The sequence below is a fragment of the Streptomyces globosus genome, from assembly GCF_003325375.1.
Classification (GTDB): domain Bacteria; phylum Actinomycetota; class Actinomycetes; order Streptomycetales; family Streptomycetaceae; genus Streptomyces; species Streptomyces globosus_A.
Genome location: NZ_CP030862.1, coordinates 1,656,984 through 1,681,971, shown reverse-complemented (window position 1 = coordinate 1,681,971; position 24,988 = coordinate 1,656,984). Strand labels below are relative to the sequence as shown.

The window sequence follows — 24,988 nt, the reverse complement described above, 5'->3', positions numbered from 1 at the left end:
CCCAGCCAGACCCCCAGCACATCCCTTTCTTGGTTAAGGAGCCGCGCAGCGATGGCCCGCCGCAGCACGAAGACCCCGCCGCCGGAGGACTTCGAGGAGAACATCCTCGACATCGACGTCGTCGACGAAATGCAGGGCTCCTTCCTCGAGTACGCGTACTCGGTGATCTACTCCCGCGCCCTGCCCGACGCCCGCGACGGCATGAAGCCGGTGCACCGGCGCATCGTCTACCAGATGAGCGAGATGGGCCTGCGCCCCGACCGCGGGTACGTGAAGTGCGCCCGCGTCGTCGGCGAGGTCATGGGCAAGCTGCACCCGCACGGCGACGCGTCGATCTACGACGCCCTCGTGCGCATGGCGCAGCCGTTCTCGATGCGCCTCCCCCTGGTCGACGGGCACGGCAACTTCGGCTCGCTGGGCAACGACGACCCGCCGGCCGCCATGCGCTACACCGAGTGCCGCATGGCGGACGCCACGTCGCTGATGACGGAGTCGATCGACGAGGACACCGTCGACTTCCAGGCCAACTACGACGGCCAGGAGCGCGAGCCGGTCGCCCTGCCCGCCGCGTACCCGAACCTGCTGGTCAACGGCGCGTCCGGGATCGCCGTCGGCATGGCGACGAACATGCCGCCGCACAACCTGGGCGAGGTCATCGCGGCCGCGCGCCACCTGATCCGCTACCCGCAGGCGGACCTGGAGGCGCTGATGCGCTTCGTCCCCGGCCCGGACCTGCCCACGGGCGGCAGGATCGTGGGCCTGTCGGGCATCAAGGACGCGTACGAGAACGGGCGCGGCAGCTTCAAGATCCGCGCGACGGTGTCCGTGGAGAACGTGACGGCCCGCCGCAAGGGGCTGGTGGTCACCGAACTGCCCTTCACGGTCGGCCCGGAGAAGGTCGTCGCGAAGATCAAGGACCTGGTGGGCGCGAAGAAGCTCCAGGGCATCGCCGACGTCAAGGACCTCACCGACCGCGCGCACGGCCTGCGCCTGGTCATCGAGATCAAGAACGGCTTCCACCCGGAGGCCGTCCTGGAGCAGCTCTACAAGCTGACGCCGATGGAGGAGTCCTTCGGCATCAACAACGTCGCCCTGGTCGACGGCCAGCCGCTGACGCTGGGCCTGAAGGAGCTGCTGGAGGTCTACCTCGACCACCGCTTCGACGTGGTGCGCCGGCGCAGCGAGTTCCGCCGCGGCAAGCGGCGCGACCGGCTCCACCTCGTGGAGGGCCTGCTGGTCGCCCTCCTCGACATCGACGAGGTCATCCGGATCATCCGGGACAGCGACAACTCGGCGCAGGCGAAGGAGCGGCTCATGGAGCGCTTCTCGCTGAGCGAGGTGCAGACCCAGTACATCCTCGACACCCCGCTGCGCCGGCTCACCCGCTTCGACCGGATCGAACTGGAGGCCGAGCGCGACCGCCTCACCACCGAGATCGAGGAGCTGACCCGGATCCTCGAGTCGGACGCGGAGCTGCGCAAGCTGGTCTCCTCCGAGCTGGCGGCGGTCGCCAAGAAGTTCGGCACCGAGCGCCGCACGGTCCTGCTGGAGTCCGCGGGCACCGCCGTCGCGGCGGTCCCCCTGGAGGTCGCCGACGACCCGTGCCGGGTCCTGCTGTCCTCGACGGGCCTGCTGGCGCGCACGGCGACCGGGGATCCGGTCGTGGCGGAGGAGGGTGCCCCGCGCGCCAGGCACGACCTGATCGTCTCCCAGGTCGCGGCGACGGCCCGCGGCGACGTCGGCGCGGTCACCTCGCACGGCCGGCTGCTGCGGCTGGCGGTGATCGACCTCCCGCAGCTGCCCGACACGCACGCCGCGCCGAACCTGGCCGGCGGGGCGCCGCTGTCGGAGTTCCTCTCCGGGCTCGCCCCGGACGAGCAGGTCGTCTGCCTGACCTCCCTGGACGAGTCCTCCCAGGGGCTCGCGCTCGGCACCGAGCAGGGCGTGGTCAAGCGCGTCGTGCCCGACTACCCGGCGAACAAGGACGAGCTGGAGGTCATCACCCTCAAGGAGGGCGACCGGATCGTCGGCGCGGTCGAGCTGCGCACCGGCGAGGAGGACCTCGTCTTCATCACCGACGACGCCCAGCTGCTGCGCTATCCGGCCTCGCAGGTGCGCCCGCAGGGCCGCCCGGCCGGCGGCATGGCCGGCATCAAGCTCGGCTCCGGCGCCAAGGTGATCCACTTCTCGGCGGTCGACCCGGCGCGCGACGCGCTGGTGCTCACCGTGGCCGGGTCCCGCGGCACCCTCGACGACTCGGTGCTGTCCGGGAAGCTGACCCCGTTCGACCAGTACCCGCGCAAGGGCCGGGCCACCGGCGGCGTCCGCTGCCAGCGGTTCCTCAAGGGCGAGGAGCTGCTGACCTTCGCCTGGGCGGGCAACGCCCCGGCGAGGGCGGCCGCGGCGAACGGCGCCCCCGCCGCACTGCCGGCCGCGGACCCGCGCCGCGACGGCTCGGGCACCGCGCTGCCCGCCGCGGTCTCCGTGGTGGCGGGCTCCGCGCTGTAGGCCGTCCCCTCCCGGGACGGAGGCCGGCATCCGGGTGGTACGGGCCGGGGGACGTACCACCCGAATGCCGACTAGTGTTTTCCCTCCGGGCGTTGTGGGGGGAGTACACAGCTGATGAGTCGTCGGTCGGGCGGATTGATCGGGACCTGGGCCGAGGCCCAGCGGCGGCAGCAGCAGACGCAGCTGGTCCAGCAGCGGGAGGCCGAACGCCGGCAGCGGGCCTACGAGCGGGAGGCGAACCGCAGCCACCGGCAGTACCGCGAGGCCGAGGCCCTGCGCCGCACCGCCGCCCTCGACGCCGAGGTCGCCGCCCTCAAGGGGCTGCTGGTCGCCGGCTGCCGTGCGCCGGCGTTCCGGATGGCCTCCCTGGTCCGCCCCGAGCAGGTCGCCCCCTTCGACCCCGGCGCGCTGGCGCAGCCCGTACCGCTCCCGCGCCTGGAGGACTTCCGGCGGCAGAGCAGCGGCTGGACCCTCGGCTCGCAGCACCGGGCGCAGGCGGAGCGAGACGCCCACGCCCGGTACACCGAGGCCTGGCAGGCCGCGACCGCCGCGGAGGCCCGGCGGCAGCAGCAGCTCGCCGCGTACCGGCAGCAGTACGACCGGTGGGCGGCCGAGCAGCTCGCCGGGGTCCGCGAGCACAACAGCGGGCTCGCCGAGCTGGCCGACGCCCTGCGCGCGGGCAGCGCCGAGGCCGCGGTCGAGTACTTCTCCGCCGCCCTGTACGCCTCCACGGCCTGGCCCGAGGCGCTGCCGCGGCAGGTGGCCGCCGCCTACGACCCCGCCGCGCGCGAGCTGGTCCTGGACTGGGAGCTGCCCGGCTACCCGGTGGTCCCGGAGGCCAGGGCGGTGCAGTACCTGCCCAGCACCGGCCAGGACAAGGTCAAGCCGCGTCCGGTGACGGAGCGCCGGGCCCTGTACCGGGACGTGCTGGCGCAGTGCATGCTGCTGGTCCTGCGGGAGCTGTACGCCGCCGACGAGTTCGGCGCCCTGGACTCCGTCACCGTCAACGGCTTCGTCGACTGCCACGACCCCGCGACGGGCCGGGAGGCGCGGTTCGTGCTCGCCACCGTCTCCGCGGCGCGCAGCGCCTTCGCGGGGCTGCGGCTGGAGCAGGTCAGCGCCGTCGACTGCCTGGTCTCGGGGCTCGGCGGGCAGCTGTCGGCACGCCCCGACCAGCGCACGGCGGTCCGGGCCGGGCGCCGGCCGGACGAGGTCGGCGGCGGTGTCGTCAGCCACGGCGGAGGCGCGGAAGACGACGAGCCGGACCTGTTCGCGATGGACCCGATCGACTTCGAGAACCTGGTCGCGGAGCTGTTCCGGGCGATGGGCATGGAGGCGGTCACGACGCAGCGGTCGAACGACGGCGGTGTCGACGTGGAGGCGCTGGACCCGGCCCCGATCCGGGGCGGTCGGATCGTGGTGCAGGTCAAGCGCTACCGCAGGACGGTGCCGCCGACGGCCGTACGCGATCTGTACGGCACCGTGCAGGACAAGGGGGCGAACAAGGGCGTGCTCGTCACGACTGCCTCCTTCGGGCCGGGTTCGTACACCTTTGCCAACGGCAAGCCACTGGAGTTGGTTCCCGGTCCGGCCCTGGTGGAGCTGCTGCACCAGCACGGGCTGCGCGGCCGGCTCGGCCCGGCCGACGGCCCGGCGGCGGCCGCACCCGCGCCGACCGGCACGGCCGGGGCGGCCGGGGCGGGTGCCGGGTCCGCGGCCGGGCCCGACGCCCCTGCGGACCACAACGTCCTGGGCATGTCCTGGTCCGGCCCGGTGGCCCTGGACGTGTGCGCGCTGGTCTGCCAGGGCAGCCGGGTGCTGACCGAGGACCACTTCGTCTTCTACAACAACCCCCGCACCCCGGACGGCTCGGTGCGGGCCCATCCGCCCACGGCGCCGGACAAGGCCGCCCTGGCCGTCTCGTTCGACGGGCTGCCGCAGTCCGCGGACCGGCTGGTCCTCGTCGCCGCGGTCGACCCGGAAGCCGACCCGCACGCCGACCTGACCGGTTTCACCGACGCCGGCATCCGGCTCCTCGCGGCCGACGGCGCCGAGCTCGGCCGTCTGGACGTCTCCGACGGCCGCCCGGGCGAAACCGCGCTGGTCCTCGGCTCCTTCCGGCGCCGCGCCAACGGCGACTGGGACTTCGTGGCGGGCGGGAAGGGCTACCGCGACGGCCTCGCGGCCCTGCTCGCCGACCACGGCGTCGAGGTGGCCTGAGGCCGTACGGCTCACACCTCCGCGGAGGCGGGGGCGTCCTCGTGGTCGGCGGCCGGGGGGTCCTCGGCGGGGACGTCCGCTTCCGGCCCGGCTCCGGCGGGGCGGGCGACGTAGCGGAGGATCCCCCACATCGCCTCGGGTCCGGCGTTCTGCGGGGCCGGCTCGCGGCAGGCGTCGAGTTCCCGCAGCAGGGCTGCCCCGTCGGTGCCGGACCCGATCAGGACGAGGCGGGTCAGCCGGGGCTCGCCCCGCCCCCAGGGTCCGGGTGCGAAGCGGAGGAACCGGCCGACGGCGTGGACCGCGTAGCGCTCCTCGTGCCCGGGGACGCCGAAGTACACGAAGCCCTTGATCCGGTAGAGGCCGGCGGGGCGCCGGTCGAGGAAGTCGATCAGGCGGCGGGGGCTGAGGGCCTGTTCGGAGACGAACTCCGTGCTCTCGTACTGCGTGTGCGCGTGCCCCGTGTGGTCGGTGGGGCCGCCGCCGTCCCTGCCGTCGTCCCGTGCCTCGGCGATCAGGTCCTCGAAGGACAGCTGCCCCCGCGTCTCGGTCCACGGACGGCGGTCGAACAGCAGCCCGGGGTCGATGCGCCCGTGGTCGGCGGCGACCAGGGGGATCCCCGGGCACAGGGCGGCCAGTTCGGCCTCGATGCGGGCGCGCTCCGCGCAGTCGACGCGGTCGGTCTTGTTGAGCACCACCAGGTCGGCGGCGGCAAGGTGGCGGTCGGTCTCCGGGTGCCTGGCGCGGGTCTCGTCGAACTCGGCCGCATCCACGACCTCCACCAGCCCGCCGTAGCGGATGGCCGGGTTCTCACTGGCGGCCAGCATGCGGATCATCTCCTGCGGCTCGGCCAGGCCGCTCGCCTCGATGACGATCACGTCGATCCGGTGGACGGGATCGGAGAGCCTCTCCAGGTAGGCGTCGAGTTCGCTGCCGTCGACCGCGCAGCACAGGCAGCCGCCGCCGAGGGAGACCATGGAGTCGCCGACCTGGCCTGCCACCGACATCGCGTCGATCTCGATGGAGCCGAAGTCGTTGACCACGACCCCGATGCGGGTGCCGCCGCGGTGGGTGAGGAGGTGGTTGAGCAGCGTCGTCTTGCCGGATCCGAGGAATCCGGCGAGGACGACGACAGGGATCGGAGTGCGGGTGTCGGACCGGTCGGGCTGCCTGCTGTTCACCCCGCCGATCGTACTCAGGCGGGGACGGGAACCGGCCGGGGCGGCGTCGGCCCGGCGTAGCGCGCCGCCGGACGGATGATTTTCGAATCGGCCGCCTGCTCCAGTACGTTCGCGCTCCAGCCGACCACGCGGGCCGCGCAGAACGTCGGCGTGAACATCGCGCGCGGCAGCCCGCACAGCTCCATGACGACGCCCGCGTAGAACTCGACGTTGGTGTGGAGCTCGCGGCCGGGCTTGAGCTCGGCGAGGATCCGCTCCACGTGCTGCTCCACCTGTACGGCGAAGTCGACGAGCGGGCCGCCGAAGCGGAGGGCGATCCCGCGGAGCATGCGCGAGCGGGGGTCCTCGGTGCGGTAGACGGGGTGTCCGAAGCCCATGATCCGCTCGCCGGCGAGGACCCGCTCGCGGATCCACGGCTCGATGCGGTCCGCGGTGCCGATGGCGTCCAGGGTGTCCAGGGCCCGGCTGGGGGCGCCCCCGTGCAGCGGGCCGGAGAGGGCGCCGATCGCCCCGGTGAGGCAGGCGGCGACGTCCGCGCCGGTGGAGGCGATCACCCGGGCGGTGAAGGTGGAAGCGTTGAAGCCGTGGTCGACGGTGGAGACGAGGTACTGCTCGACGGCTCGGGCCGCGGCCGGGTCCGGCTCCTGTCCGGTGAGCATGTACAGGTAGTTCGCGGCGTACGGCAGGTCGTCGCGCGGGGCGACCGGCTCCAGGCCCCGGCCGAGCCGGTACAGCGCCGTGAGCAGGGTCGGTACGGCGGCGCAGGCTGCGAGCGCGTCGGCGGCGCGCCGCTCGGGGTCGAGGTCGTAGAGCGGGCGGAAGCCGGCGGAGGCGCCGAGCAGGGAGAGGGCGGTGCGCAGCCCCGCGAGGGGGCCGGAGGGGGCGGTGGCGCGGGCGAGGGCGGGGAGGGCGCCGGCGACCTCGGCCGGCAGTCTGCGCAGCGGGGCGACCTCGGCTGCGAAGGCGGCCCGCCCGGCGGCGTCGGCCGGGAGCTCGCCGCGGAACATCAGGTGCCAGACGTCCTCGAAGCTGCGCCGTTCGGCGAGCTCGACGGCCGAGTACTGGCGGTAGTGGTAGAAGCCCTCGCGGCCGCGGACATCGCCCAGGGCGGTCTCGGTGACCACGACTCCCGCGAGACCGCGGGGCACATCGACGGTGGTGTTCATGCATCGACCATCCATGATGGATTGAATCACTGTCAATATTGATTCACTCAACATATGTACTCTGTGCGTCATGAACGAGGCGCAGGACGAACGGCGGATCAGCACCCGCGAGGCGGCACGCCTCCTCGGCGTGAAGCCGGCCACCGTGTACGCGTACGTCAGCCGCGGCCAGCTCACGAGCCGCCGCGACGCGGTCGGCAGGGGCAGCACCTTCGACGCAGCCGAGGTGGAGGCCCTGGCCCGGCGCACCCGGCGGGAGGCGGCGCCGCCGGTCGGCGGCGAGCCCGTCGTACGGACCTCGCTGACCCTGATCGAGCCCGACCGGTACTGGTTCCGCGGCGTCGACGCCTGCGAGCTGGCCGCCCGCCACTCCTACGAGGAGGTCGCCGAGTGGCTGTGGACGGGCGCCCTCCGCAGGAACGCCCGCTTCACGGCTCCGCCGGACGCCCTCTGTGCCGCCCGCCGCGCCGTCGCCGCCCTGCCCGAGCACAGCGGGCCCCTCGACCGGCTGCGCGTGGCGACCGCCGCCGCCGCGGTCACCGACCCGCTGCGCTTCGACCTGTCGGAGGAGGCCGTGCTCGGCTCCGCCCGGCACCTGATCCCCACGCTGGTCGACGCCCTTCCCCCGGCCGCGGCGGAGCCGACTGGCCCGGCGGCGGAGGAGCCCGCCCCAGAGGGCCCGCTCGCGGCACGCCTGTGGACCCGCCTGACCGCGCGGGAGCCCGACCCCGCGGGCCTGGCCGCACTCGACCTGGCCCTCGCCCTGCTCATCGACCACGACCTGGCCGCCTCCACCCTCGCCGTACGGGTCGCCGCCTCGGCGCGCGCCCACCCGTACGCCGCCGTGTCGGCGGGGCTCGGCGTCCTGGAAGGCCCCCTGCACGGCGCCGCCGGGCGGCTCGCCCACCGCACGCTCGCCGAGGTCCTGGAGCGCGGCGGGGCCGCGCCCGTCGTCGCGGAGCACCTGCGGGCCGGCCGGCCGGTACCCGGGCTCGGGCACCGGCTCTACGCGGCCGAGGACCCGCGGGCGACCGCACTCCTCGCCCGGCTGGAGGACGTCCCCGGGGCTGCTCTGGCGCTTGCAGCGGCCCGGGAGCTCGCCGCCACGACGGCGGCCGGGCGCGGTGGTCCGCACGCCAACGTGGACCTGGCCCTGGCGGTGCTGACGCTCTCCACCGGAATGCCGGCCGAGGCCGGGGAGACCGTCTTCGCCGTCGCGCGCACCGCCGGATGGATCGCCCACGCACTGGAGGAATACCAGGAACGCCCGCTCCGCATGCGCCCCACGGGCCACTACGAGGGCCCCCGCCCCCCGCGCCCACTCCCCTGACCCCTCTCCCCCTGGCCCTGCTGCCGCCCGTCACCCTCCCCCGCGCTTCCTGACCCGGCGATTCCCCTTCCGGCGCCGCCGACCTACGGTTGCTGGTCATGCGGATCCCCTCCCTCGGCGCTCGGCGCATCGGGCTGCCCAGACGGGCCGTCTCGCAGATCCTCCTGACCCAGCTGGCCATCGCCGCGGGTGTCGCTGTCCTGGCCACCGGGCTGTTCCTGGCCCCGCTGAGCGCACAGCTCGACGACCAGGCCATGCAGCGCGCCCTCGCGATCGCCCGCAGCACGGCCGCCGACCCCTCCCTGGCGGCCGCGGTACTGGACTCCGGGCCGACAGCCGACGGCCCGGTGCAGGCCGCCGCCGAGCGGATCCGCCGCGCCACCCGCGCCGAGTACGTGGTGGTGATGGACCTCCACGGCATCCGCCGCTCCCACCCCCGCCCCGACCGCATCGGACTGCCCGTCTCCACCGACCCCGGCGACGTCCTCGCGGGCCGCGACGTGACGGAGATCGACGAGGGCACCCTGGGCCGCACCGCCCGCGGAAAGGTGCCGCTCGTCGCCGCCGACGGCGAGTTCGTCGGCGCCGTGTCCGTCGGCATCTCCTACGACAGCGTCCGGGCCCGGCTGCTCGGCGCCATCCCGGGCCTCCTCGCGTACGCCGGCGGCGCACTGGCCGCCGGCGCGCTCGCCGCCTACCTCCTCTCCCGCCGGATCCAACGCCAGACCCGCGACCTGGCCTTCTCCGACATCTCCGGCCTCCTCGCCGAACGCGAGGCGATGCTCCACTCCATCCGCGAGGGCGTCGTCGCCCTCGACCCCGCCGGACGCATCCGGCTCGTCAACGACGAGGCCGCCCGCCTCCTCGGCCTCTCCCCCGCCGACACGGCCCGCGCCCCCGGCCGGCCGCTTGACGAGGTCGTCGGCGCGGGCCGCACCGCCGACGTCCTCTCCGGCCGCGCCACCGGCCGCGACCTCCTCACCGTGCAGGGGCCGCGCGTCCTGGTCGCCAACCGGATGCCCACCGAGGACGGCGGCGCCGTCGCCACCCTGCGCGACCGCACCGAACTGGAGCAGCTCCGCCGCGAACTCGACTCCACCCAGGGCCTGATCGACGCCCTGCGCGCGCAGGACCACGAGCACGCCAACCGCCTCCACACCCTCCTCGGCCTGCTGGACCTCGGCCTGCATGAGGAGGCGGCGGAGTTCCTCGCCGAGGTCGCCGGCGGGCGGCGCAGCACCGCCGAGCAGGTCACCGAGAAGGTCCACGACCCGCTGCTGGCCGCCCTCCTTGTGGGCAAGGCGACGGTCGCCGCCGAGCGCGGCGTCCCGCTGCGCCTCACCGACGGCAGCTTCCTGCCCGACCGCCTCGCCGATCCCGGCGGGTTGGTCACCATCGCCGGAAACCTCGTGGACAACGCCCTGGACGCGGCCGCCGGATCGGCCGCACCCCTCGTCGAGGTGGAGTTGCGCTGCGAGGACCGCACCCTGGTCCTCCTCGTCCGCGACAGCGGTCCCGGCGTGCCGGAGTCCCGCCGCGAAAAGATCTTCACCGAGGGCTGGTCGACGAAGCAGCCCCAGGGCCGGCGCGAGCGCGGTCTCGGCCTGGCCCTCGTACGCCGCCTGGCGGAGCGGCAGGGCGGCACGGCCCGGGCCGGCGGGACAGCGGACGGAGGGGCGGAGTTCTCCGTCGTACTCCCGGAGGCCCTGCGATGAGCGGATCCCCGATCCACGTATTGGTCGTCGACGACGACATGCGTGTTGCCCGGATCAACGCGGCGTACGTCGAGAAGGTTCCCGGCTTCCGCGTCGTCTCCCGCGCCCACTCGGCCTCCGAGGCGCTGGAACGCCTCGGAGACCGGCGGGTGGACCTGGTCCTCCTGGACCACTACCTGCCCGACGGCAGCGGCCTGGACCTGGTGGCGCGCCTGCGGCAGCTCGGCCACTCCACCGATGTGATCATGGTCACGGCCGCCCGGGACCTCGCCACGGTGCAGGCAGCGATGCGCCTCGGCGCCCTCCAGTACCTGGTCAAACCGTTCACCTTCCAGGGCCTCAGGCTCCGGCTGGAGGCGTACGCGGCCCTGCGCCGCACCCTGGAGACGGGCGGCGAGGCCGAACAGGCCCAGGTGGACCGGATCTTCGGGGCGCTCGCCGCCGCCGGCGCCCCCAACGAGCTGCCCAAGGGCCACTCCCCCACCACCGCCGAGCTGGTCCGCCGCGTCCTGCTGTCCGCGGAAGGCCCGCTGTCGGCCCAGCAGATCGCCGACCGCGCCGGCATCAGCCGCCAGACCGCCCAGCGGTACCTCAAACTGCTGGACCGCACCGGACGGGTCACACTGGCCCTGCGCTACGGCGAGACGGGCCGCCCCGAGCACCGCTACGCCTGGCGCCCGGCCGACGGCCCGTGATCCGCTGCCGCTCCGTCACACGGCCCCGGCGCCCGTCAGGGAGCGGACCTCGGTCTCGGCGTGCTTGGCGGCGTCCGGCTCCTCCGACGAGGCCACCGTCCCCAGCCAGCCCGCCAGGAACCCGAGCGGAATCGAGACCAGGCCCGGGTTCTGCAGCGGGAAGCACTGGAAGTCCGCTCCCGGGAAGAGGGCGTCGGGGCTGCCGGAGACGACCGGCGACAGCACCACCAGCAGCACGGCCGGCACCAGTCCGCCGTACACCGACCAGACGGCGCCGCGCGTCGTGAAGCGGCTCCAGAACAGCGAGTACAGCAGCACGGGCAGGTTGGCGGAGGCCGCGACCGCGAAGGCGAGGCCCACCAGGAACGCCACGTTCAGGTCCTGGGCCAGCAGCCCGAGCGCGATCGCCACCGCCCCGATCCCGACGGCCGCGATCCGCGCCACCGCGACCTCGCTGCGTGCGCGGGCGCGGCGGCGCCGGAGGGAGGCGTACAGGTCGTGCGCGACGGACGCCGACGAGGCCAGGGTGATGCCCGCGACGACGGCGAGGATCGTCGCGAAGGCGATCGCCGCGACCAGGGCGAACAGCACGGCCCCGCCGGTGGATTCCGCCCCGCCGCCCAGGTCCGCGGCGAGCAGCGGCACCGCCGTGTTGCCGGAGGCGTGGGAGGCGCGGACCGCGGCCGGGCCGACCAGCGCGGCCGCACCGAAGCCGAGCACGATGGTCATCAGGTAGAAGCCGCCGATCAGGCCGATCGCCCAGACCACCGACCGGCGGGCGGCCCGCGCGGTCGGCACCGTGTAGAAGCGGGACAGGATGTGCGGGAGCCCGGCGGTGCCGAGGACCAGGGCCAGGCCGAGGCTCATGAAGTCGATGCGGGCGGTCCAGTCGCCGCCGTACTTCAGCCCGGGGCCCAGGAACCGCTCGCCGTGGCCGCTGCGTTCTGCGGCGCTGGTGAGCAGCAGCCCGAAGTCGCCGTGGAAGCGGAGCAGGACGAGGACGGTGAGGGCGACCGCCCCGCCCATCAGGAGGACGGCCTTGACGATCTGGATCCAGGTGGTGGCCCGCATTCCGCCGAAGGTGACGTAGACGACCATCAGCGCCCCGACCGCGACCACGGTCAGCGTGCGGGCGGCGGTGCCGGAGTCGCCGAGCAGCAGGCCGACGAGGCTGCCGGCCCCGACCATCTGCGCGACGAGGTACAGCACGGAGACGGTGACGGAGGCGGTCCCGGCGGCGATCCGGACGGGCCGCTCGCTCATCCGGGCCGCGACGACGTCGGCGAGGGTGAAGCGGCCGCAGTTGCGGACGAGTTCGGCGACGAGGAAGAGGACGACGAGCCAGGCGACGAGGAAGCCCACCGAGTACAGCAGACCGTCGTAGCCGAACAGGGCGATCAGCCCGGAGATGCCGAGGAAGGACGCGGCGGACATGTAGTCGCCGGCGATGGCGAAACCGTTCTCCATCGGGGAGAACAGCCGCCCCCCGGCGTAGAACTCCTCGGCCGAGCCGTGCCGGTGGCGGCTGACCCAGGTGGTGATGCCCAGGGTCACCGCGATGAAGGTGCTGAAGAGGACCAGAGCGAGGGTCTGGTGCCCGGCGGTCACCGGCCCGCCTCCCGCTTGCGGCCCCGCCCGTGCCCGCGCTCCTGCTCGAACACGGTCCATCGCAGGTCCAGCGCGGCCCGGTCCCGGCGGAGCCTGGCGTGCCGGGCGTACGCCCATGTCAGCAGGAAGGTGCTGAGGAACTGGCCGAGGCCGGCGAGCAGGGCCACGTTGACCGCGCCGGCGACGGGCCGGGCCATGAACCCGGGGGCCGCGGTCGCCGCGACCACGTAGGCCACGTACCAGAGGAGGAAGGCGGCGGTCGCGGGGACGACGAACCCGCGGTAGCGGCTGCGGACCTCCTGGAAGGCGGCGCTGCGCTGCACCTCCAGGTAGATCTCGGACGCGTCGGCCGGGGCCGCCCGTCCGCCGGCCGATCGCAGCGGTGCGTCCCCACCGCAGTCGCCGTCGCCCTCGCCCTCGCCCCAGTCGACGGCCGGCCCGTCGTACCAGGGGTCGTCGAGCCGGATCGTTCCGGCGTCGGGACCTTCGTGCTTGTCCACCGAACTCTCCTTGTCCGCTGCCGCATTGGCGGCGTGCCCACAAGGATGTGCGGAATGAGCGGTTTCCGGACTGGTGTACCGGTGCTCTTCACTCCAACAGGTGATGGGGCGGAGAGGGCGGGCCGGTGGGAACGCGAAGCGGCGGGCCGCACCGTCCGAGGTGCCGGCCCGCCGCTCCGCCCGGGTGCCGGGCCGCCCGTCAGGCGTCGATGCGCGAGCGGTCCAGGGTGGCCGCGGAGCTGGTGATGAACTCCTTGCGGGGGGCCACCTCGTTGCCCATGAGCAGGTCGAAGACCTGCTCGGCCGCTTCCAGGTCGCCGATGTTGATGCGGCGCAGCGTGCGGTGGCGCGGGTCCATCGTCGTCTCCGCCAGCTGGTCCGCGTCCATCTCGCCGAGGCCCTTGTAGCGCTGGATCGAGTCCTTGTAGCGGATGTTCTTCCGCTGGAATTCGAGCAGGGTCTGGCGGAGTTCGCTGTCCGAATACGTGTAGACGTACTTGTCCTGCCCCCTCTTGGGCTGGACGAGCTCGATCCGGTGCAGCGGCGGCACGGCCGCGAACACCCTCCCGGCCTCGACCATGGGGCGCATGTAGCGCTGGAAGAGCGTCAGCAGCAGGCAGCGGATGTGGGCGCCGTCCACGTCGGCGTCGACGAGCAGGACGATCTTCCCGTACCGCGCGGCGTCGATGTCGAAGGTGCGGCCGGAGCCGGCCCCTATGACCTGGATGATCGCGCCGCACTCGGCGTTCTTCAGCATGTCCGAGACCGAGGACTTCTGAACGTTCAGGATCTTGCCGCGGATGGGCAGCAGGGCCTGGAATTCGGAATTCCGGGCCAGCTTCGCGGTGCCGAGGGCGGAGTCTCCCTCGACGATGAAGAGCTCGCTGCGCTCGACGTCGTCGCTGCGGCAGTCCGCGAGCTTGGCGGGGAGCGAGGAGGTCTCCAGGGCCGTCTTGCGGCGCTGCGCCTCCTTGTGCTGGCGGGCGGCGATGCGGGTCCGGGCCGCAGCGACGACCTTCTCCATCACGGCGCGCGCCTGCTGCTTGTCGTCGCGCTTGGTGGAGGTCAGGAAGGCCTTGAGCTCCTTGGAGACGACGGCGGCGACGATGCGGGCGGCCGCCGAGGTGCCGAGCACCTCCTTGGTCTGGCCCTCGAACTGCGGCTCGGCCAGGCGGACGGTGACGACCGCGGTCAGGCCCTCCATCGCGTCGTCCTTGACGACGTCGTCCTCGGCGACGCGCAGCAGCTTGGCGGAGCGGAGCACCTCGTTCAGGGTCTTGGCGACGGCGCGCTCGAAGCCGGTGATGTGGGTGCCGCCCTTGGGCGTGGCGATGATGTTCACGAAGGACTTGACGGTCGTCTCGTACCCCGTGCCCCACCGCAGGGCGATGTCCACGCCGAGGTCGCGGGTGACCTCGGTGGGGGTCATGTGGCCGCGCTCGTCGAGGACGGGGACGGTCTCCTTGAAGGTGCCCTGCCCGCTGAGGCGCAGGACGTCGCAGACGGCCTTGTCCTGGGCGAGGAAGTCGCAGAACTCGCTGATCCCGCCGTCGAAGCGGAAGACCTCCTCGGTCTTCCCGGCCCCGTCGATGCCGCGCTCGTCGCGCACGACGATCGTCAGGCCGGGGACGAGGAAGGCGGTCTGGCGGGCACGCTGGTGCAGGGTCTCCAGCGAGAGCCGGGCGTCCTTGAGGAAGATCTGCCGGTCGGCCCAGTAGCGGACGCGGGTGCCGGTCTTGCCCTTGGCGATGCGCTTGACCTTGCGCAGGCCGCCGGCGGGGTCGAAGCCGCTGTCGGGGCCCTGGCCGGTGAAGACGCCGGGCACGCCGCGGCGGAAGCTGATCGCGTGGGTGGAGCTGCCGCGGTCGACCTCGACGTCGAGGCGGGAGGAGAGGGCGTTGACGACGGAGGCGCCGACGCCGTGCAGACCGCCGGAGGCGGCGTAGGAGCCGCCGCCGAACTTGCCGCCGGCGTGCAGCTTGGTCATGACGACCTCGACGCCGGACAGGCCGGTCTTCGGCTCGACGTCCACGGGGATGCCGCGGCCGTTGTCCCTGACCTCGACGGAGGCGTCGTCGTGGAGGATGACCTCGATGTGGTCGCAGTAGCCGCCCAGGGCCTCGTCGACGGCGTTGTCGATGATCTCCCAGAGGCAGTGCATCAGGCCGCGGCTGTCGGTCGACCCGATGTACATGCCGGGCCGCTTGCGGACGGCTTCGAGGCCTTCGAGGACGAGCAGGTGCCGCGCGGTGTAGTTGGAGCCGTCCCGGTCTGCTCCGGACAGCAGCGCGCTGGAAGGCACGGACGTGTCGGCGGTCACGCAGTTCGCTCCTCGCTGAATTTCATTTCTGGACCCGGTGGTGCACGGGGTGGCTCGGTCGCCCGTCGAAGGGTACCGAGGCCTGGTAGAGCCGATGCAACGCCACCCTCGTCCTGCATCAGCCTAGTGCAGATCCGCACGGATGTTCGATCCCCCGAGCGGGTGAAGCAAACATCACGTTCCCTTCGAGGCATGAACCATTTAGGGTTCGGGCACGTCCTCATGAACAACCGGCACTCAGGCCGGGGAGGACGACTGCGACAAGCGAACGACTGACAACGCGAAACCGTAAAGCAACGCAATACGGCTCCTTCGCCGCCAACCGGCAGCAGCCGGCCAGCTTCGGAAGGAAGTTTCGAGGAAAAGCCGCGAGCGGGAACGTTTTCGGCCTGGTTGGATGTTGACCCTGGTACGACAGCTCGTCGAGCTAGAGAAGAGGCGACGTGACTACTGTTCTGACACCCGCGACCCCGCTGACGGCCGCTGACCGATGCGACCGTTGCGGCGCCCAGGCATATCTGCGCGTCGTCCTGCTGAGCGGCGGTGAACTGCTCTTCTGCGCCCACCACGGGCGCAAGTTCGAGCCGGAACTCAAGAAGATCGCCGCGGAAATACAGGATGAGACCGAGCGGCTGACGTCCGCTCCTGCGGCGCACGCCGACACCGAGGACCGCTGACAGGCCTGTACCTCGCATCCGACGAGCCAGGACCGGCGAGGCCGGTCGACGGGCGGCACTTCCGAGACCCGGAAGTGCCGCCCGTCCTCACGTCTGCGGTGCCGAACGCGAGGGATGCCCCTCTTCGGCCCGTACAGGGGCCTTGGAGCCCCTTTCGGCACCCCACGCCGTGTCGGGCACCGCTCCAGGCTGCGGGGCCGTCTCCGGCCCGGCCACGAAGCCGGCCAGCGGTGCGATCCGCGTGTAGACGCCCGGGCTGTCGGCGCGGCCGCACCCCCGGCCCCACGACACGACCCCGATGAGGCGGCCCTCGGCGACGAGCGGCCCGCCGCTGTCGCCCTGGCAGGCGTCCCGCCCGCCGCGGGCGTGCCCCGCGCACACCATGGATTCGGGCCGGTACTCACCGTCCGCATCCCCCGGGTACGCCTCCTGGCAGACCTCGTCCGCCAGGACGGTGACCTGCGCCGCCCTCAGCCCGAACGCGTAGTCGCCGAAGCCGCTGGTGTCGCCCCACCCGTACACGGCGGCTTCGGCACCGGCCCGGTAGCCGGGGTGCTCCTGCCCGGCGAGCGGCAGCACGTGCTGCCCGGGGAGTGCCTCGGCGAGCTCCAGGACGGCGAGGTCGCCTGCGTTGCTCCGCGTGTCGTACGCCGGGTTCACCCGTACCGAGCGGACTGGGACCTCGCGGCCCTCGTCCGCCCGCAGCTGCGTGCGCCCCGCGATCACCCGCAGGTCGCGGACGGCCTCGACCGGCGCGCCCAGCACCTCCCGGCTCAGGCAGTGGGCGGCGGTGACGACCCGCGTGGGGGCGACGAGCGCGCCGCCGCAGAACTGCCCGGCCCGCGTTCCGCCGAACCGGTCACGGCTGGCCACGGCCACGACCCAGGGACTGTCCGCCGCCTTCACCGGCCTGCCGCCGATCACGATGCTGTCCGCGGCGGCGTGGGGGGCGCGGGCCAGGGGGGCGGCGGCAACCCCCGCCACCAGGGCCAGCGCGCCCGCCAGAGCACGGGAGATGGGTCGACGCATCGGGCCTCCTGACGCTGGGTGTGCGCTTCTGCACCCAGAGTGGGCCGCCCGGCGGGCGTGCGCACCCGCGCACGGTGCCGACCGGGGGTTGCGCGGGGGCACGGACAGGGCCCGGCGGCCCCTGTCGGGGCGCCGGGCCCTGTCGGCGGGCGGCGTGGCCGCGGCGGCTCTAGTCCAGGTAGTCGCGCAGGACCTGGGACCGGGAGGGGTGGCGGAGCTTGGACATGGTCTTGGACTCGATCTGGCGGATGCGCTCGCGCGTCACGCCGTAGACCTTGCCGATCTCGTCCAGCGTCTTGGGCTGGCCGTCGGTCAGGCCGAAGCGCATGGACACGACACCCGCCTCGCGCTCGCTCAGGGTGTCCAGGACGGAGTGGAGCTGCTCCTGCAGGAGCGTGAAGCTCACGGCGTCGGCCGGGACGACCGCCTCGGAGTCCTCGATGAGGTCGCCGAACTCGCTGTCGCCGTCCTCGCCGAGCGGGGTGTGCAGGGAGATCGGCTCGCGGCCGTACTTCTGGACCTCGATGACCTTCTCGGGGGTCATGTCGAGTTCCTTGGCCAGCTCCTCCGGGGTGGGCTCGCGGCCCAGGTCCTGGAGCATCTGGCGCTGTACACGGGCGAGCTTGTTGATGACCTCGACCATGTGCACGGGGATGCGGATCGTGCGCGCCTGGTCGGCCATGGCGCGGGTGATCGCCTGGCGGATCCACCAGGTGGCGTACGTGGAGAACTTGTAGCCCTTGGTGTAGTCGAACTTCTCGACCGCGCGGATCAGGCCCAGGTTGCCCTCCTGGATCAGGTCCAGGAAGAGCATGCCGCGGCCGGTGTAGCGCTTGGCCAGGGAGACCACGAGGCGGAGGTTGGCCTCCAGCAGGTGGTTCTTGGCGCGGCGGCCGTCCTCGGCGATGATCTCCAGTTCGCGCTTGAGCTTGGGCGCCAGCTTGTCGGAGGTGGCGAGCTTGTCCTCGGCGAACAGGCCGGCCTCGATGCGCTTGGCCAGCTCGACCTCCTGCTCGGCGTTGAGCAGGGGGACCTTGCCGATCTGCTTGAGGTAGTCCTTGACGGGGTCGGCGGTGGCGCCGGCGACGGCGACCTGCTGGGCGGGCGCGTCGTCCTCGTCGTCGGAGATGACGAAGCCCTTGGCCTCGCCGCCGTCCTCCTCTTCCTCGCCCTCGGCCTTGACCTCGGCGGGGCCCTCTTCCAGGAGCTCTTCCTCGCCGGCCTCGTCGGAGTCCTTCTTCGCGGCGGTCTTCTTGGCGGCCGCCTTCTTCGCCGCCGCCTTCTTGGCGGGGGCGGTCTTCTTGGCGGCCGTCTTGCGGGCGGCCGTCTTCTTGGCGGCGGGCTCGGCTCCGGGCTCGTGCTCGGCGGCGCCTACGGGCTCGGGGTCGACCGCTTCGGCCGCCGGTTCCGCGGCGGCGACGGTCCGCGCAGCCGTCGTCTTCGCCGCGGCGGTCTTGGTGGCCGCCCGCTTGGCCGGGGCTTTCGCTGCGACGCTCTTGCGGGTGGTGCGCTTGGGCGACTCCGCGGCACTGACCATCAGCGTCACACCCTCTTCCTCGAGGATCTGGTTGAGGCTGCGCAGAACATTCTTCCACTGGGTCGCAGGAATCTGGTCAGCCTCGAAGGCCCGACGTACGTCATCGCCGGCGATCTGCCCCTCGGCCTTGCCCCGCTCGATGAGCGCCATCACAGATTCGGATTCGGCGATCTCCGGCGGGAGCGTACGGGATGTGCTGGCCGACACGAACAACCTCTCGGAACGATGGGAACGGCTTCCGACCCCGGACCGGGTGGTGCTGGACCGGAGCCGACGACCACCGACTGGGGATGGGCCGGGGGCGCGGGCAGGGGCCGGGGAGCTTCACAGCACCCGCAAGGGCTGCTGTTCCCTCCGTCGGCCATCACCTCTCTAGGTCATCGCGTGACTTCGCAGAGCGTTACGCCCAAAAATTCGTGGCCGTGGTCACACGCCCGCGGCGGGCCGCGGTCCGGGGCCGGCCGGGGGCGGGCCGGAGGGGCAGGCCGGGGGCGGATCGGAGGGGCCGCCCACACCGGTGTCGCCGGACCCGGCCGGGTCCGGCGACACGTGCGAGTACCTCCGCGCCTCCCGTCCGCCGCCGCTCAGTGCTCTCGCGGGGCGGGCACCACGCGCTCGACCTCGGGGTGGACGGTCAGCAGCTGGCGCATGGCGCCCTCGGCTCCCGCGGCGTCCCCCGCGGCGAGCGCCTCGACGATCCGTGCGTGGTGGGCGACGCACGCCTCGCTCGGGCGGTCGCAGGTGGTCGTCGCGCTGCCGGAGACCTGGAGTGCGGCGGAGACGATGCCGGAGAGGTGCTCCAGCATGCGGTTGCCTGCGACCTGGATGAGGAGCGCGTGGAACTCGTTGTCGGCGCGCGCGAAGGTGATCGCGTCGCCCTGGCCGAGGGCGTGCCCCATGATCTCGACCATGTCGGCCAGGCGCTGCTGGACGTCGGGGCGGCCGTGGCCGGCGGCGAGGCGGGCGGCGAGCGGCTCGATGGTCCAGCGGAGCTCGTTGAGCTCGCGGCGCTGGTCGTCGCGCTGGGGGCCGAAGGCCCTCCACTCGATGATGTCGGGGTCGAGGAGGTTCCAGTCGGCGACCGGCCGGACCCGGGTGCCGACGTTGGGGCGGGCGCTGACGAGGCCCTTGGCCTCCAGCACGCGCAGCGATTCGCGGACCACCGTGCGGGAGACCTCGAAGCGCTGGCCGATCTCCTCGGGGACGAGGGGGCGGTCGGCCCCGAGGTCGCCGGAGACGATCATCTGGCCGAGCTGCTGGACGAGTTGGCCGTGCAGGCCGCGGCCGCGGCTGCCCGCGGCGCGTCGGCCGACACGGCCCAACTCGACGTCGGCGCCCTCCCAGTGCGGTGTGGCGACGCGGTCGGCCCCGGGGGTTTCCGCATACGGGTAGCGGTCGAGTTCGCCCGGGCCGACGAGGCCGGAGTCGGCATGGCGGGCGGCGGTCATCATGGTGTGCGCAAGGGTACTCACGAATCCTTTGTCGGCCGCGCCCCGAGGACCCTTGAGGTCTTTGCTGAAAAGCACACGAAAGGGTGATCGGTGCCACCTGCGCAATTGACGACTTATCGTAAAGAACCGGGCCGTTTGCGGGGAGTTGCGGTCCTGTTCACGTGCAGTGGGCGCTTCCGGTCGGAGCGCGGGCGCGCCCGGCTGCCAAGCGGTCACCATCGGACACGGCTGCGCAGTCCGGTGAACCCATAGGCGCACAACAGGACCATCAGCGACAACGCCAGTGCCGCGCCGACGGGTTGGGCGATCACGCGGAGGACTCCGGTGACCATGCGGTCCGCCTCCGGGGGCCACTGGGCCAGTGCCAGGGAGCGCAGCCGGGCCGCCAGGCCTGCGACCGGGTACGCGGACGGGCCGTGCAGCACCTCGCGCAGCAGCGGCACCACGCCGACCGGGACGGCGAGCACCGCGGCCATGCCGGCGGTCGCCGACCGGAAGACCCCGGAGGCCAGGACCCCGGCCCAGGTGCAGCCGACGAGGAGGCCGGCCCAGCTGGCTGCGGGAACGGCCCAGTGCTCCGGGGTGCGCAGCGGGCCGCCGCCGAAGACGAGGTGCACGGCGGCGGCGTCGGCGGCCACGGCCAGGGCGCCGAGGCCCAGGGCGAGCGCGGCGCCGACGCCGAGCTTGGCGGCGAGCAGTCCGAGCCGGCGCGGCACGGTGCCGCGGTCCGCGGCGAGCGCCGGGTAGCGGTACTCCTCGCCGAAGGCCAGGGCTCCGAGCAGGCCGGCGCCGAGTGCGGCGGGCGGCAGCGGCAGCAGCTCCGGCCAGCCGGCGAGTACCCGGTGCTGGGAGCTGTGGCCGGTGCGGGCCAGGAGCACGGCGAGGACCGCGGAGACGCACACGGCGGTGGCGGCGGTCAGGGCGGGCGCGGCGGTGCCGAAGACGCGCAGCAGCTCGTAGCGCAGGGGGCGCAGCGGGCCGCCGACGCGCCGCACCGCGGAGGCGGGCCGGCCGTCGGCTCCCGGCCAGGAGCCCGCCGCTGCCGGAGCGGGGCGGCCGGCGCCGGCGGCTCCGGCAGCGCCGGTGGCCGGGCCGGGCGCCTGGGCGGCAGGGGCGGCGGCCGCGTCGCCGCCGTCGGATCCGGTGCGGGCGGCCGGGACGGCGGCCGCGGGCTCGCGTGTGTCGCCGGTCTCGTCGGCGATCTGGTGGACGAGCACGCCGTGGCGGAACGCCGCCTCGCCGACCTCCGCGCAGCTGCTGCCGTAGACGGCCAGGCGGTTGCCGGCCTCCTCGACGATCTCCACCGGGCGCTGACCGGCGCGGGCCTCGCGGTTCAGGACGTCGGCCAGGCGGGCGGCGTGGGGGGTGCGCACGGCGACCCGGGGCCGCAGCCGGGTCCGGGCGAATTCGGGGGCGTCCTGGTCGGCGACGAGCCGGCCGCGGTCGATGCTCACGACGCGGTCCGCGCTGCGGGCGGCCTCCTTCGCGTCGCCGGTGGTGAACAGGACCGCCCCGCCGAGGGCGGCGTGCCCGCGCAGGAGGGTGTGCATCCAGCCGCGGTCGCGGGGGGAGAGCCCGGCGCAGGGCTCGTCGAGGAGCAGGGTGCAGGGGTCGGCGAGCAGGGCGGCGGCCAGGGCCACGCGGCGGTCCAGGCCGAGGGAGAGGGAGCCGAGGCGTTCGTCACGGAGCCCCGCGATGCCGACGACCTCCAGCACGGCGTCGGCCCGGGAGGCGGGCACCCCGGCGGCCGCGCACAGCATCCGCAGCTGGCCGCGGACCGTCCGTGCGGGGTTGCCGGGGATGTCGCCGAGCAGCACCCCGACCTCGCGGCTCGGATGCGGGATGCGGTGCAGCGGGCGTCCGCGGAAGTAGGTGACGCCCTTGCCCGGTTCGAGTTCCAGCATCAGCCGCAGGGCGGTGGTCTTGCCCGAGCCCTGGTCGCCGAGGAGAGCGGTGACGGCGCCGGGGCGGGCCTCGAAGGTGAGGTCGTCGACGAGCGGCGGGAGGTGTCGACGGGGGCGGCTGGTGAGTCCGATGGCCTGGAGCATCGCTTCCCTCGCGGGGGGTGTGACCGCTCTGCGGCAGGGTGGGTACCCCGGCAAGGTAACGCGATATGTCCGATTTGCCCCGCAATGGACACCCGATGCGGCTCCGTGTCGGCGGCGCCGCCGACGGGGCGTCAGGCCTCCGGGCGGAGCATCGGCGGGTTGAGCAGGGTGGCGCCGCCGGCTCGGAACAGCTGTGCCGGCCGACCGCCCTGACGGGTCGTCGTCCCCCCGGCGGGCACCAGGAAGCCCGGGGTCCCGGTGACCTTGCGGTGGAAGTTGCGGGGGTCGAGGGCCACGCCCCACACCGCCTCGTAGACCCGGCGCAGCTCGCCCACGGTGAACTCGGGCGGGCAGAACGCGGTGGCCAGCGAGGAGTACTCGATCTTCGAGCGGGCGCGTTCGACCCCGTCCGCGAGAATGGTGGCGTGGTCGAAGGCGAGCCCGGCTCCCGGCTCGCCCTCGGCGGCGAGCAGCTCGTCGACGGGGGCCCAGCGCGCGCTGTTGGCGTCGCCTCCGGCGCGGGGCGCGGGCAGGTCGGGGGCGAGGACGAGGTGGGCCACGCTGACCACGCGCATCCGCGGATCCCGCTTCGGGTCCCCGTACGTGGCCAGCTGCTCCAGGTGCGCACCGTTGCCGGCGCCGGGCTCCGCGGGATCGTGCGCGCACAGGCCGGTTTCCTCGGCGAGTTCGCGGGCGGCCGCGGCACCCAGGTCCTCGTCTCCGCGCACGAAGCCGCCGGGCAGGGCCCAGCGCCCCTGGAACGGCTGCTCGCCGCGCCGGACGACCAGCGCGCAGAGGGCGTGGCGTCGCACGGTGAGGACGACCAGGTCGACGGTGACGGCGAACGGCGGATAGGCCGACGGGTCGTAGGGAGGCATGCCGCGATCATAGTCGTCTTCCTGACGATAAACAGCGCTTTGAAGATCCGGAGGGCAAAGACCCGCAACGCGGTGGCGGCCGTCGGCTTATCCGCCGAGTTGGAGTGCATCCGCCGCCTCCTCCACCATGCCGAGGCCGAGGCGGCTGACGCGGAGGGCGAAGGGTTCGCCCGCGACCCGCAGGCCGGACAGGCGCAGCGCGCCGAGCGGCGCGCCGGGCAGGGGGGAGACGGCGACGGTGCCGGCCGGGGCGTCCGGGCGGATCCCGGCGGCTGCCGCAAGGGCGTGGATGCCGGCGGCCGCGGCCACCGCGGCGGGGCGGCAGGCCGCGGGGTGCGGGAGGGGGGCGCTGCCCGCCGTGCGCTGCTCGGCGGCGTACATCTCGGGCAGCCGGTAGCCGAAGCCCTCCGCCGCGTCGAGCAGGCCCCTCAGGAGGGCGGCGGCCTCCTTCTCGAAGCCGGACTGGGCAAGCCCGGCGACGGCCACGGCGCTCTCGTGGGGGCGTACCGCGCCGGAGCGGTGGCCGAACGGGTTGTGCCCGGGCTCCCGTACGGCCATGCTCCGCAGCCCCCACCCGCAGTCCATGGCGGGGGCGCCGAGCAGCCGGGCGAGCTGCTCGGCGCGGACCGGGTCGAGCAGGCCGGGGGCGAGCCGGCCCCCGCCGAGCAGGCCGGCGTCCAGGAGGTGGGCGGCGGCGCCGGTCAGCCGGGGCAGCGGCCTGCCGTCCGGGTGGAGGGCCGCGGCCGGCCGGCCGCCGTCCGGGCCGTCGATCCAGAACCGCTGCCGGAAGCGCGCCCGCAGGGCGGCCGCCCACTCCCGCCACTCCGGTCCGCCGGGCCGGCCGTACGCGTCGAGCAGGTCGGCCCCCAGCAGGGCGGCCCGGTGGGCATGGGCCTGGGTCTCGCAGCGGCGCGGCCCGGGGTCCGGGTCGGCGAGGAAGCCGTCGCCGCCGAGGGCCGAGCGCAGCCAGTCCAGGCACCGCTCGGCCGCGGGGAGCAGCGGTTCGGCCTCCGGTTCGGGCAGTCCCCAGCGCCGGGCCTCGGCGAGGACGGCGGGGAAGGCGAGGGTGGCCTCGGTGCCGGTGCAGCCGGGCGGCAGCTGCGGTCCTGCGCCCCGCAGCGGTCCGGGGATCTTCCCCGCGTCCGGCCCGCGGCCGCCGGTCTGGGTGCGGGCGAGGGTGCGCAGGGTGGCCGCGGCCAGCCCGGTGCCGAGGGGCAGCGCCATCCTCGCCGCCCAGAGGGCTTCCGCGGGGGCGAGGCCGATCCGCCAGGGCGCACCGGCGGCCGCGAAGGCGTCGGCCGGCTCCTCCCGGTCCCGCAGGAGGAGGGCGCCGAGGTCGGCGACGCTGGTCCGGAACCAGGCCTCGGCGCGCGGGTCGTCGCACTCGGCCCTGGCGTCGGCCAGGGGGTTGGCGACCTGCCCGGCGGGGGCCCGGGACGTGCGGGACCGGGTGGTGCGCAGTTCGATGGTGCGGGATTCCCCCGGCTGCAGTTCGAGCTGCCAGCGCAGCAGCCCTGCGCTGGCGAGCGCGTCGTCGGGGGCGGGGTCGGCGGTGGTGACGGCCTGGGCGTCGCCCGTGCTCCAGCGCAGGCCGGCGGCATGCACCCCGGCAGGCAGTTCGGGCCCGGCCCGGCCGGCTGCGACGGCGGCGAGGTCGGCGAGGTCGGTGCCGAGGAGCACCTCGACGGGCAGGCGCAGGGGCCGGGCGTTGAAGCTGCGCAGGACGATCCGCTCCGTGCCGTCGGCGTGCCGCACCCGCTCGACGCCGATGTCCGGGTCGGGGCCGGCCTCGGCCCCGGTGCGGACGGTCGCGGTGAACGCGGCCCGGTCCGCTCCGGTGCTGCGGCCCTGGACGGCAACCGGGTCGCGGCCTGCGACCCGCAGCACGCAGCGGGAGAGCAGCCGCCGCCCCGAGTGGTAGATCCCGTCCATGCCGTGCCCGGTCAGCTGGCCGTGTTCGGGCGAGATCACCAGGCAGGGCGCCGAGACGCAGATGACGGCGCCGTGCACGGGCGGCAGTTCGGGCCGGGGGGCGGGCGGTGCGGGGTGGGCCATGGGTCGCCTCGTGTGGACTGTCTGCGCTCCGGTCGGTTCTCGGCGGCGGCGCGGCCGGGCCCCCGCCACCCTC

17 protein-coding genes are annotated in these 24,988 nt (G+C 74.1%); 6 read left to right on the top strand and 11 right to left on the bottom strand.

The window, feature by feature from the left end; genetic code table 11:
- Nucleotides 1-51: 51 nt before the first annotated feature.
- Nucleotides 52-2,508, top strand: coding sequence for a DNA gyrase/topoisomerase IV subunit A (locus C0216_RS07815; protein ID WP_114054561.1), 2,457 nt, complete (start codon nucleotides 52-54; stop codon nucleotides 2,506-2,508).
- Between the two features lie 114 nt (nucleotides 2,509-2,622).
- A complete protein-coding gene (locus C0216_RS07810; protein ID WP_174250359.1) occupies nucleotides 2,623-4,728 on the top strand; it encodes a restriction endonuclease in 2,106 nt (701 codons plus the stop codon).
- 11 nt (nucleotides 4,729-4,739) lie between these two features.
- Here the strand turns inward: C0216_RS07810 and C0216_RS07805 are convergent, their stop codons facing one another.
- Both C0216_RS07805 and C0216_RS07800 read right to left on the bottom strand, forming a co-directional pair.
- Complete coding sequence (locus C0216_RS07805) at nucleotides 4,740-5,906, bottom strand: CobW family GTP-binding protein (protein WP_174250358.1); 1,167 nt, start codon at nucleotides 5,904-5,906, stop codon at nucleotides 4,740-4,742.
- A 14-nt stretch (nucleotides 5,907-5,920) separates the two neighbouring features.
- A complete protein-coding gene (locus C0216_RS07800; protein WP_114054559.1) occupies nucleotides 5,921-7,072 on the bottom strand; it encodes a citrate synthase in 1,152 nt (383 codons plus the stop codon).
- Between the two features lie 70 nt (nucleotides 7,073-7,142).
- On the opposite strand from C0216_RS07800, the gene C0216_RS07795 reads away from it, so the two are divergent.
- The 3 genes from C0216_RS07795 (at nucleotide 7,143) to C0216_RS07785 (ending at nucleotide 10,812) form a co-directional block, all read left to right on the top strand.
- On the top strand, nucleotides 7,143-8,402 hold the full coding sequence (locus tag C0216_RS07795) for a citrate synthase (protein ID WP_114054558.1): 1,260 nt from the start codon (nucleotides 7,143-7,145) through the stop codon (nucleotides 8,400-8,402).
- 98 nt (nucleotides 8,403-8,500) lie between these two features.
- Nucleotides 8,501-10,117, top strand: coding sequence for a sensor histidine kinase (locus tag C0216_RS07790; RefSeq protein ID WP_114054557.1), 1,617 nt, complete (start codon nucleotides 8,501-8,503; stop codon nucleotides 10,115-10,117).
- Nucleotides 10,114-10,812, top strand: coding sequence for a DUF7342 family protein (locus C0216_RS07785; RefSeq protein WP_114054556.1), 699 nt, complete (start codon nucleotides 10,114-10,116; stop codon nucleotides 10,810-10,812). The genes C0216_RS07790 and C0216_RS07785 overlap by 4 nt, the downstream gene beginning before the upstream one ends.
- Before the next feature lie 15 nt (nucleotides 10,813-10,827).
- Here the strand turns inward: C0216_RS07785 and C0216_RS07780 are convergent, their stop codons facing one another.
- From C0216_RS07780 to C0216_RS07770, 3 genes are all read right to left on the bottom strand, one after another.
- A complete protein-coding gene (locus tag C0216_RS07780; RefSeq protein WP_114054555.1) occupies nucleotides 10,828-12,420 on the bottom strand; it encodes a solute symporter family protein in 1,593 nt (530 codons plus the stop codon).
- Nucleotides 12,417-12,920 (bottom strand): DUF485 domain-containing protein, encoded by a 504-nt coding sequence (locus C0216_RS07775; RefSeq protein ID WP_114054554.1) that lies wholly within the window; start codon nucleotides 12,918-12,920, stop codon nucleotides 12,417-12,419. The genes C0216_RS07780 and C0216_RS07775 overlap by 4 nt, the downstream gene beginning before the upstream one ends.
- 199 nt (nucleotides 12,921-13,119) lie before the next feature.
- On the bottom strand, nucleotides 13,120-15,240 hold the full coding sequence (locus C0216_RS07770) for a DNA gyrase/topoisomerase IV subunit B (protein WP_114054553.1): 2,121 nt from the start codon (nucleotides 15,238-15,240) through the stop codon (nucleotides 13,120-13,122).
- A 443-nt stretch (nucleotides 15,241-15,683) separates the two neighbouring features.
- Between C0216_RS07770 and C0216_RS07765 the strand changes: the two genes are divergently transcribed.
- The gene (locus C0216_RS07765; RefSeq protein ID WP_114054552.1) at nucleotides 15,684-15,917 is read left to right on the top strand and encodes a DUF7455 domain-containing protein; all 234 of its coding nucleotides are present in this window, start codon (nucleotides 15,684-15,686) and stop codon (nucleotides 15,915-15,917) included.
- A gap of 87 nt (nucleotides 15,918-16,004) precedes the next feature.
- Here the strand turns inward: C0216_RS07765 and C0216_RS07760 are convergent, their stop codons facing one another.
- The 6 genes from C0216_RS07760 to C0216_RS07735 form a co-directional block, all read right to left on the bottom strand.
- Nucleotides 16,005-16,946 carry a serine protease gene (locus C0216_RS07760; protein WP_114054551.1) on the bottom strand — a complete coding sequence of 314 codons (942 nt, stop codon included), beginning with the start codon at nucleotides 16,944-16,946 and terminating at the stop codon, nucleotides 16,005-16,007.
- A gap of 169 nt (nucleotides 16,947-17,115) precedes the next feature.
- The gene (locus C0216_RS07755; RefSeq protein ID WP_114054550.1) at nucleotides 17,116-18,696 is read right to left on the bottom strand and encodes an RNA polymerase sigma factor; all 1,581 of its coding nucleotides are present in this window, start codon (nucleotides 18,694-18,696) and stop codon (nucleotides 17,116-17,118) included.
- 371 nt (nucleotides 18,697-19,067) lie between these two features.
- Complete coding sequence (locus C0216_RS07750) at nucleotides 19,068-19,955, bottom strand: FadR/GntR family transcriptional regulator (RefSeq protein WP_114054549.1); 888 nt, start codon at nucleotides 19,953-19,955, stop codon at nucleotides 19,068-19,070.
- A 191-nt stretch (nucleotides 19,956-20,146) separates the two neighbouring features.
- Nucleotides 20,147-21,982, bottom strand: coding sequence for an ATP-binding cassette domain-containing protein (locus tag C0216_RS07745; protein ID WP_114054548.1), 1,836 nt, complete (start codon nucleotides 21,980-21,982; stop codon nucleotides 20,147-20,149).
- Nucleotides 21,983-22,113: 131 nt separating this feature from the next.
- Complete coding sequence (locus C0216_RS07740) at nucleotides 22,114-22,860, bottom strand: NUDIX hydrolase (protein ID WP_114054547.1); 747 nt, start codon at nucleotides 22,858-22,860, stop codon at nucleotides 22,114-22,116.
- Nucleotides 22,861-22,947: 87 nt separating this feature from the next.
- A complete protein-coding gene (locus C0216_RS07735) occupies nucleotides 22,948-24,915 on the bottom strand; it encodes a glycogen debranching N-terminal domain-containing protein (RefSeq protein WP_114054546.1) in 1,968 nt (655 codons plus the stop codon).
- Between the last annotated feature and the right edge of the window lie 73 nt (nucleotides 24,916-24,988).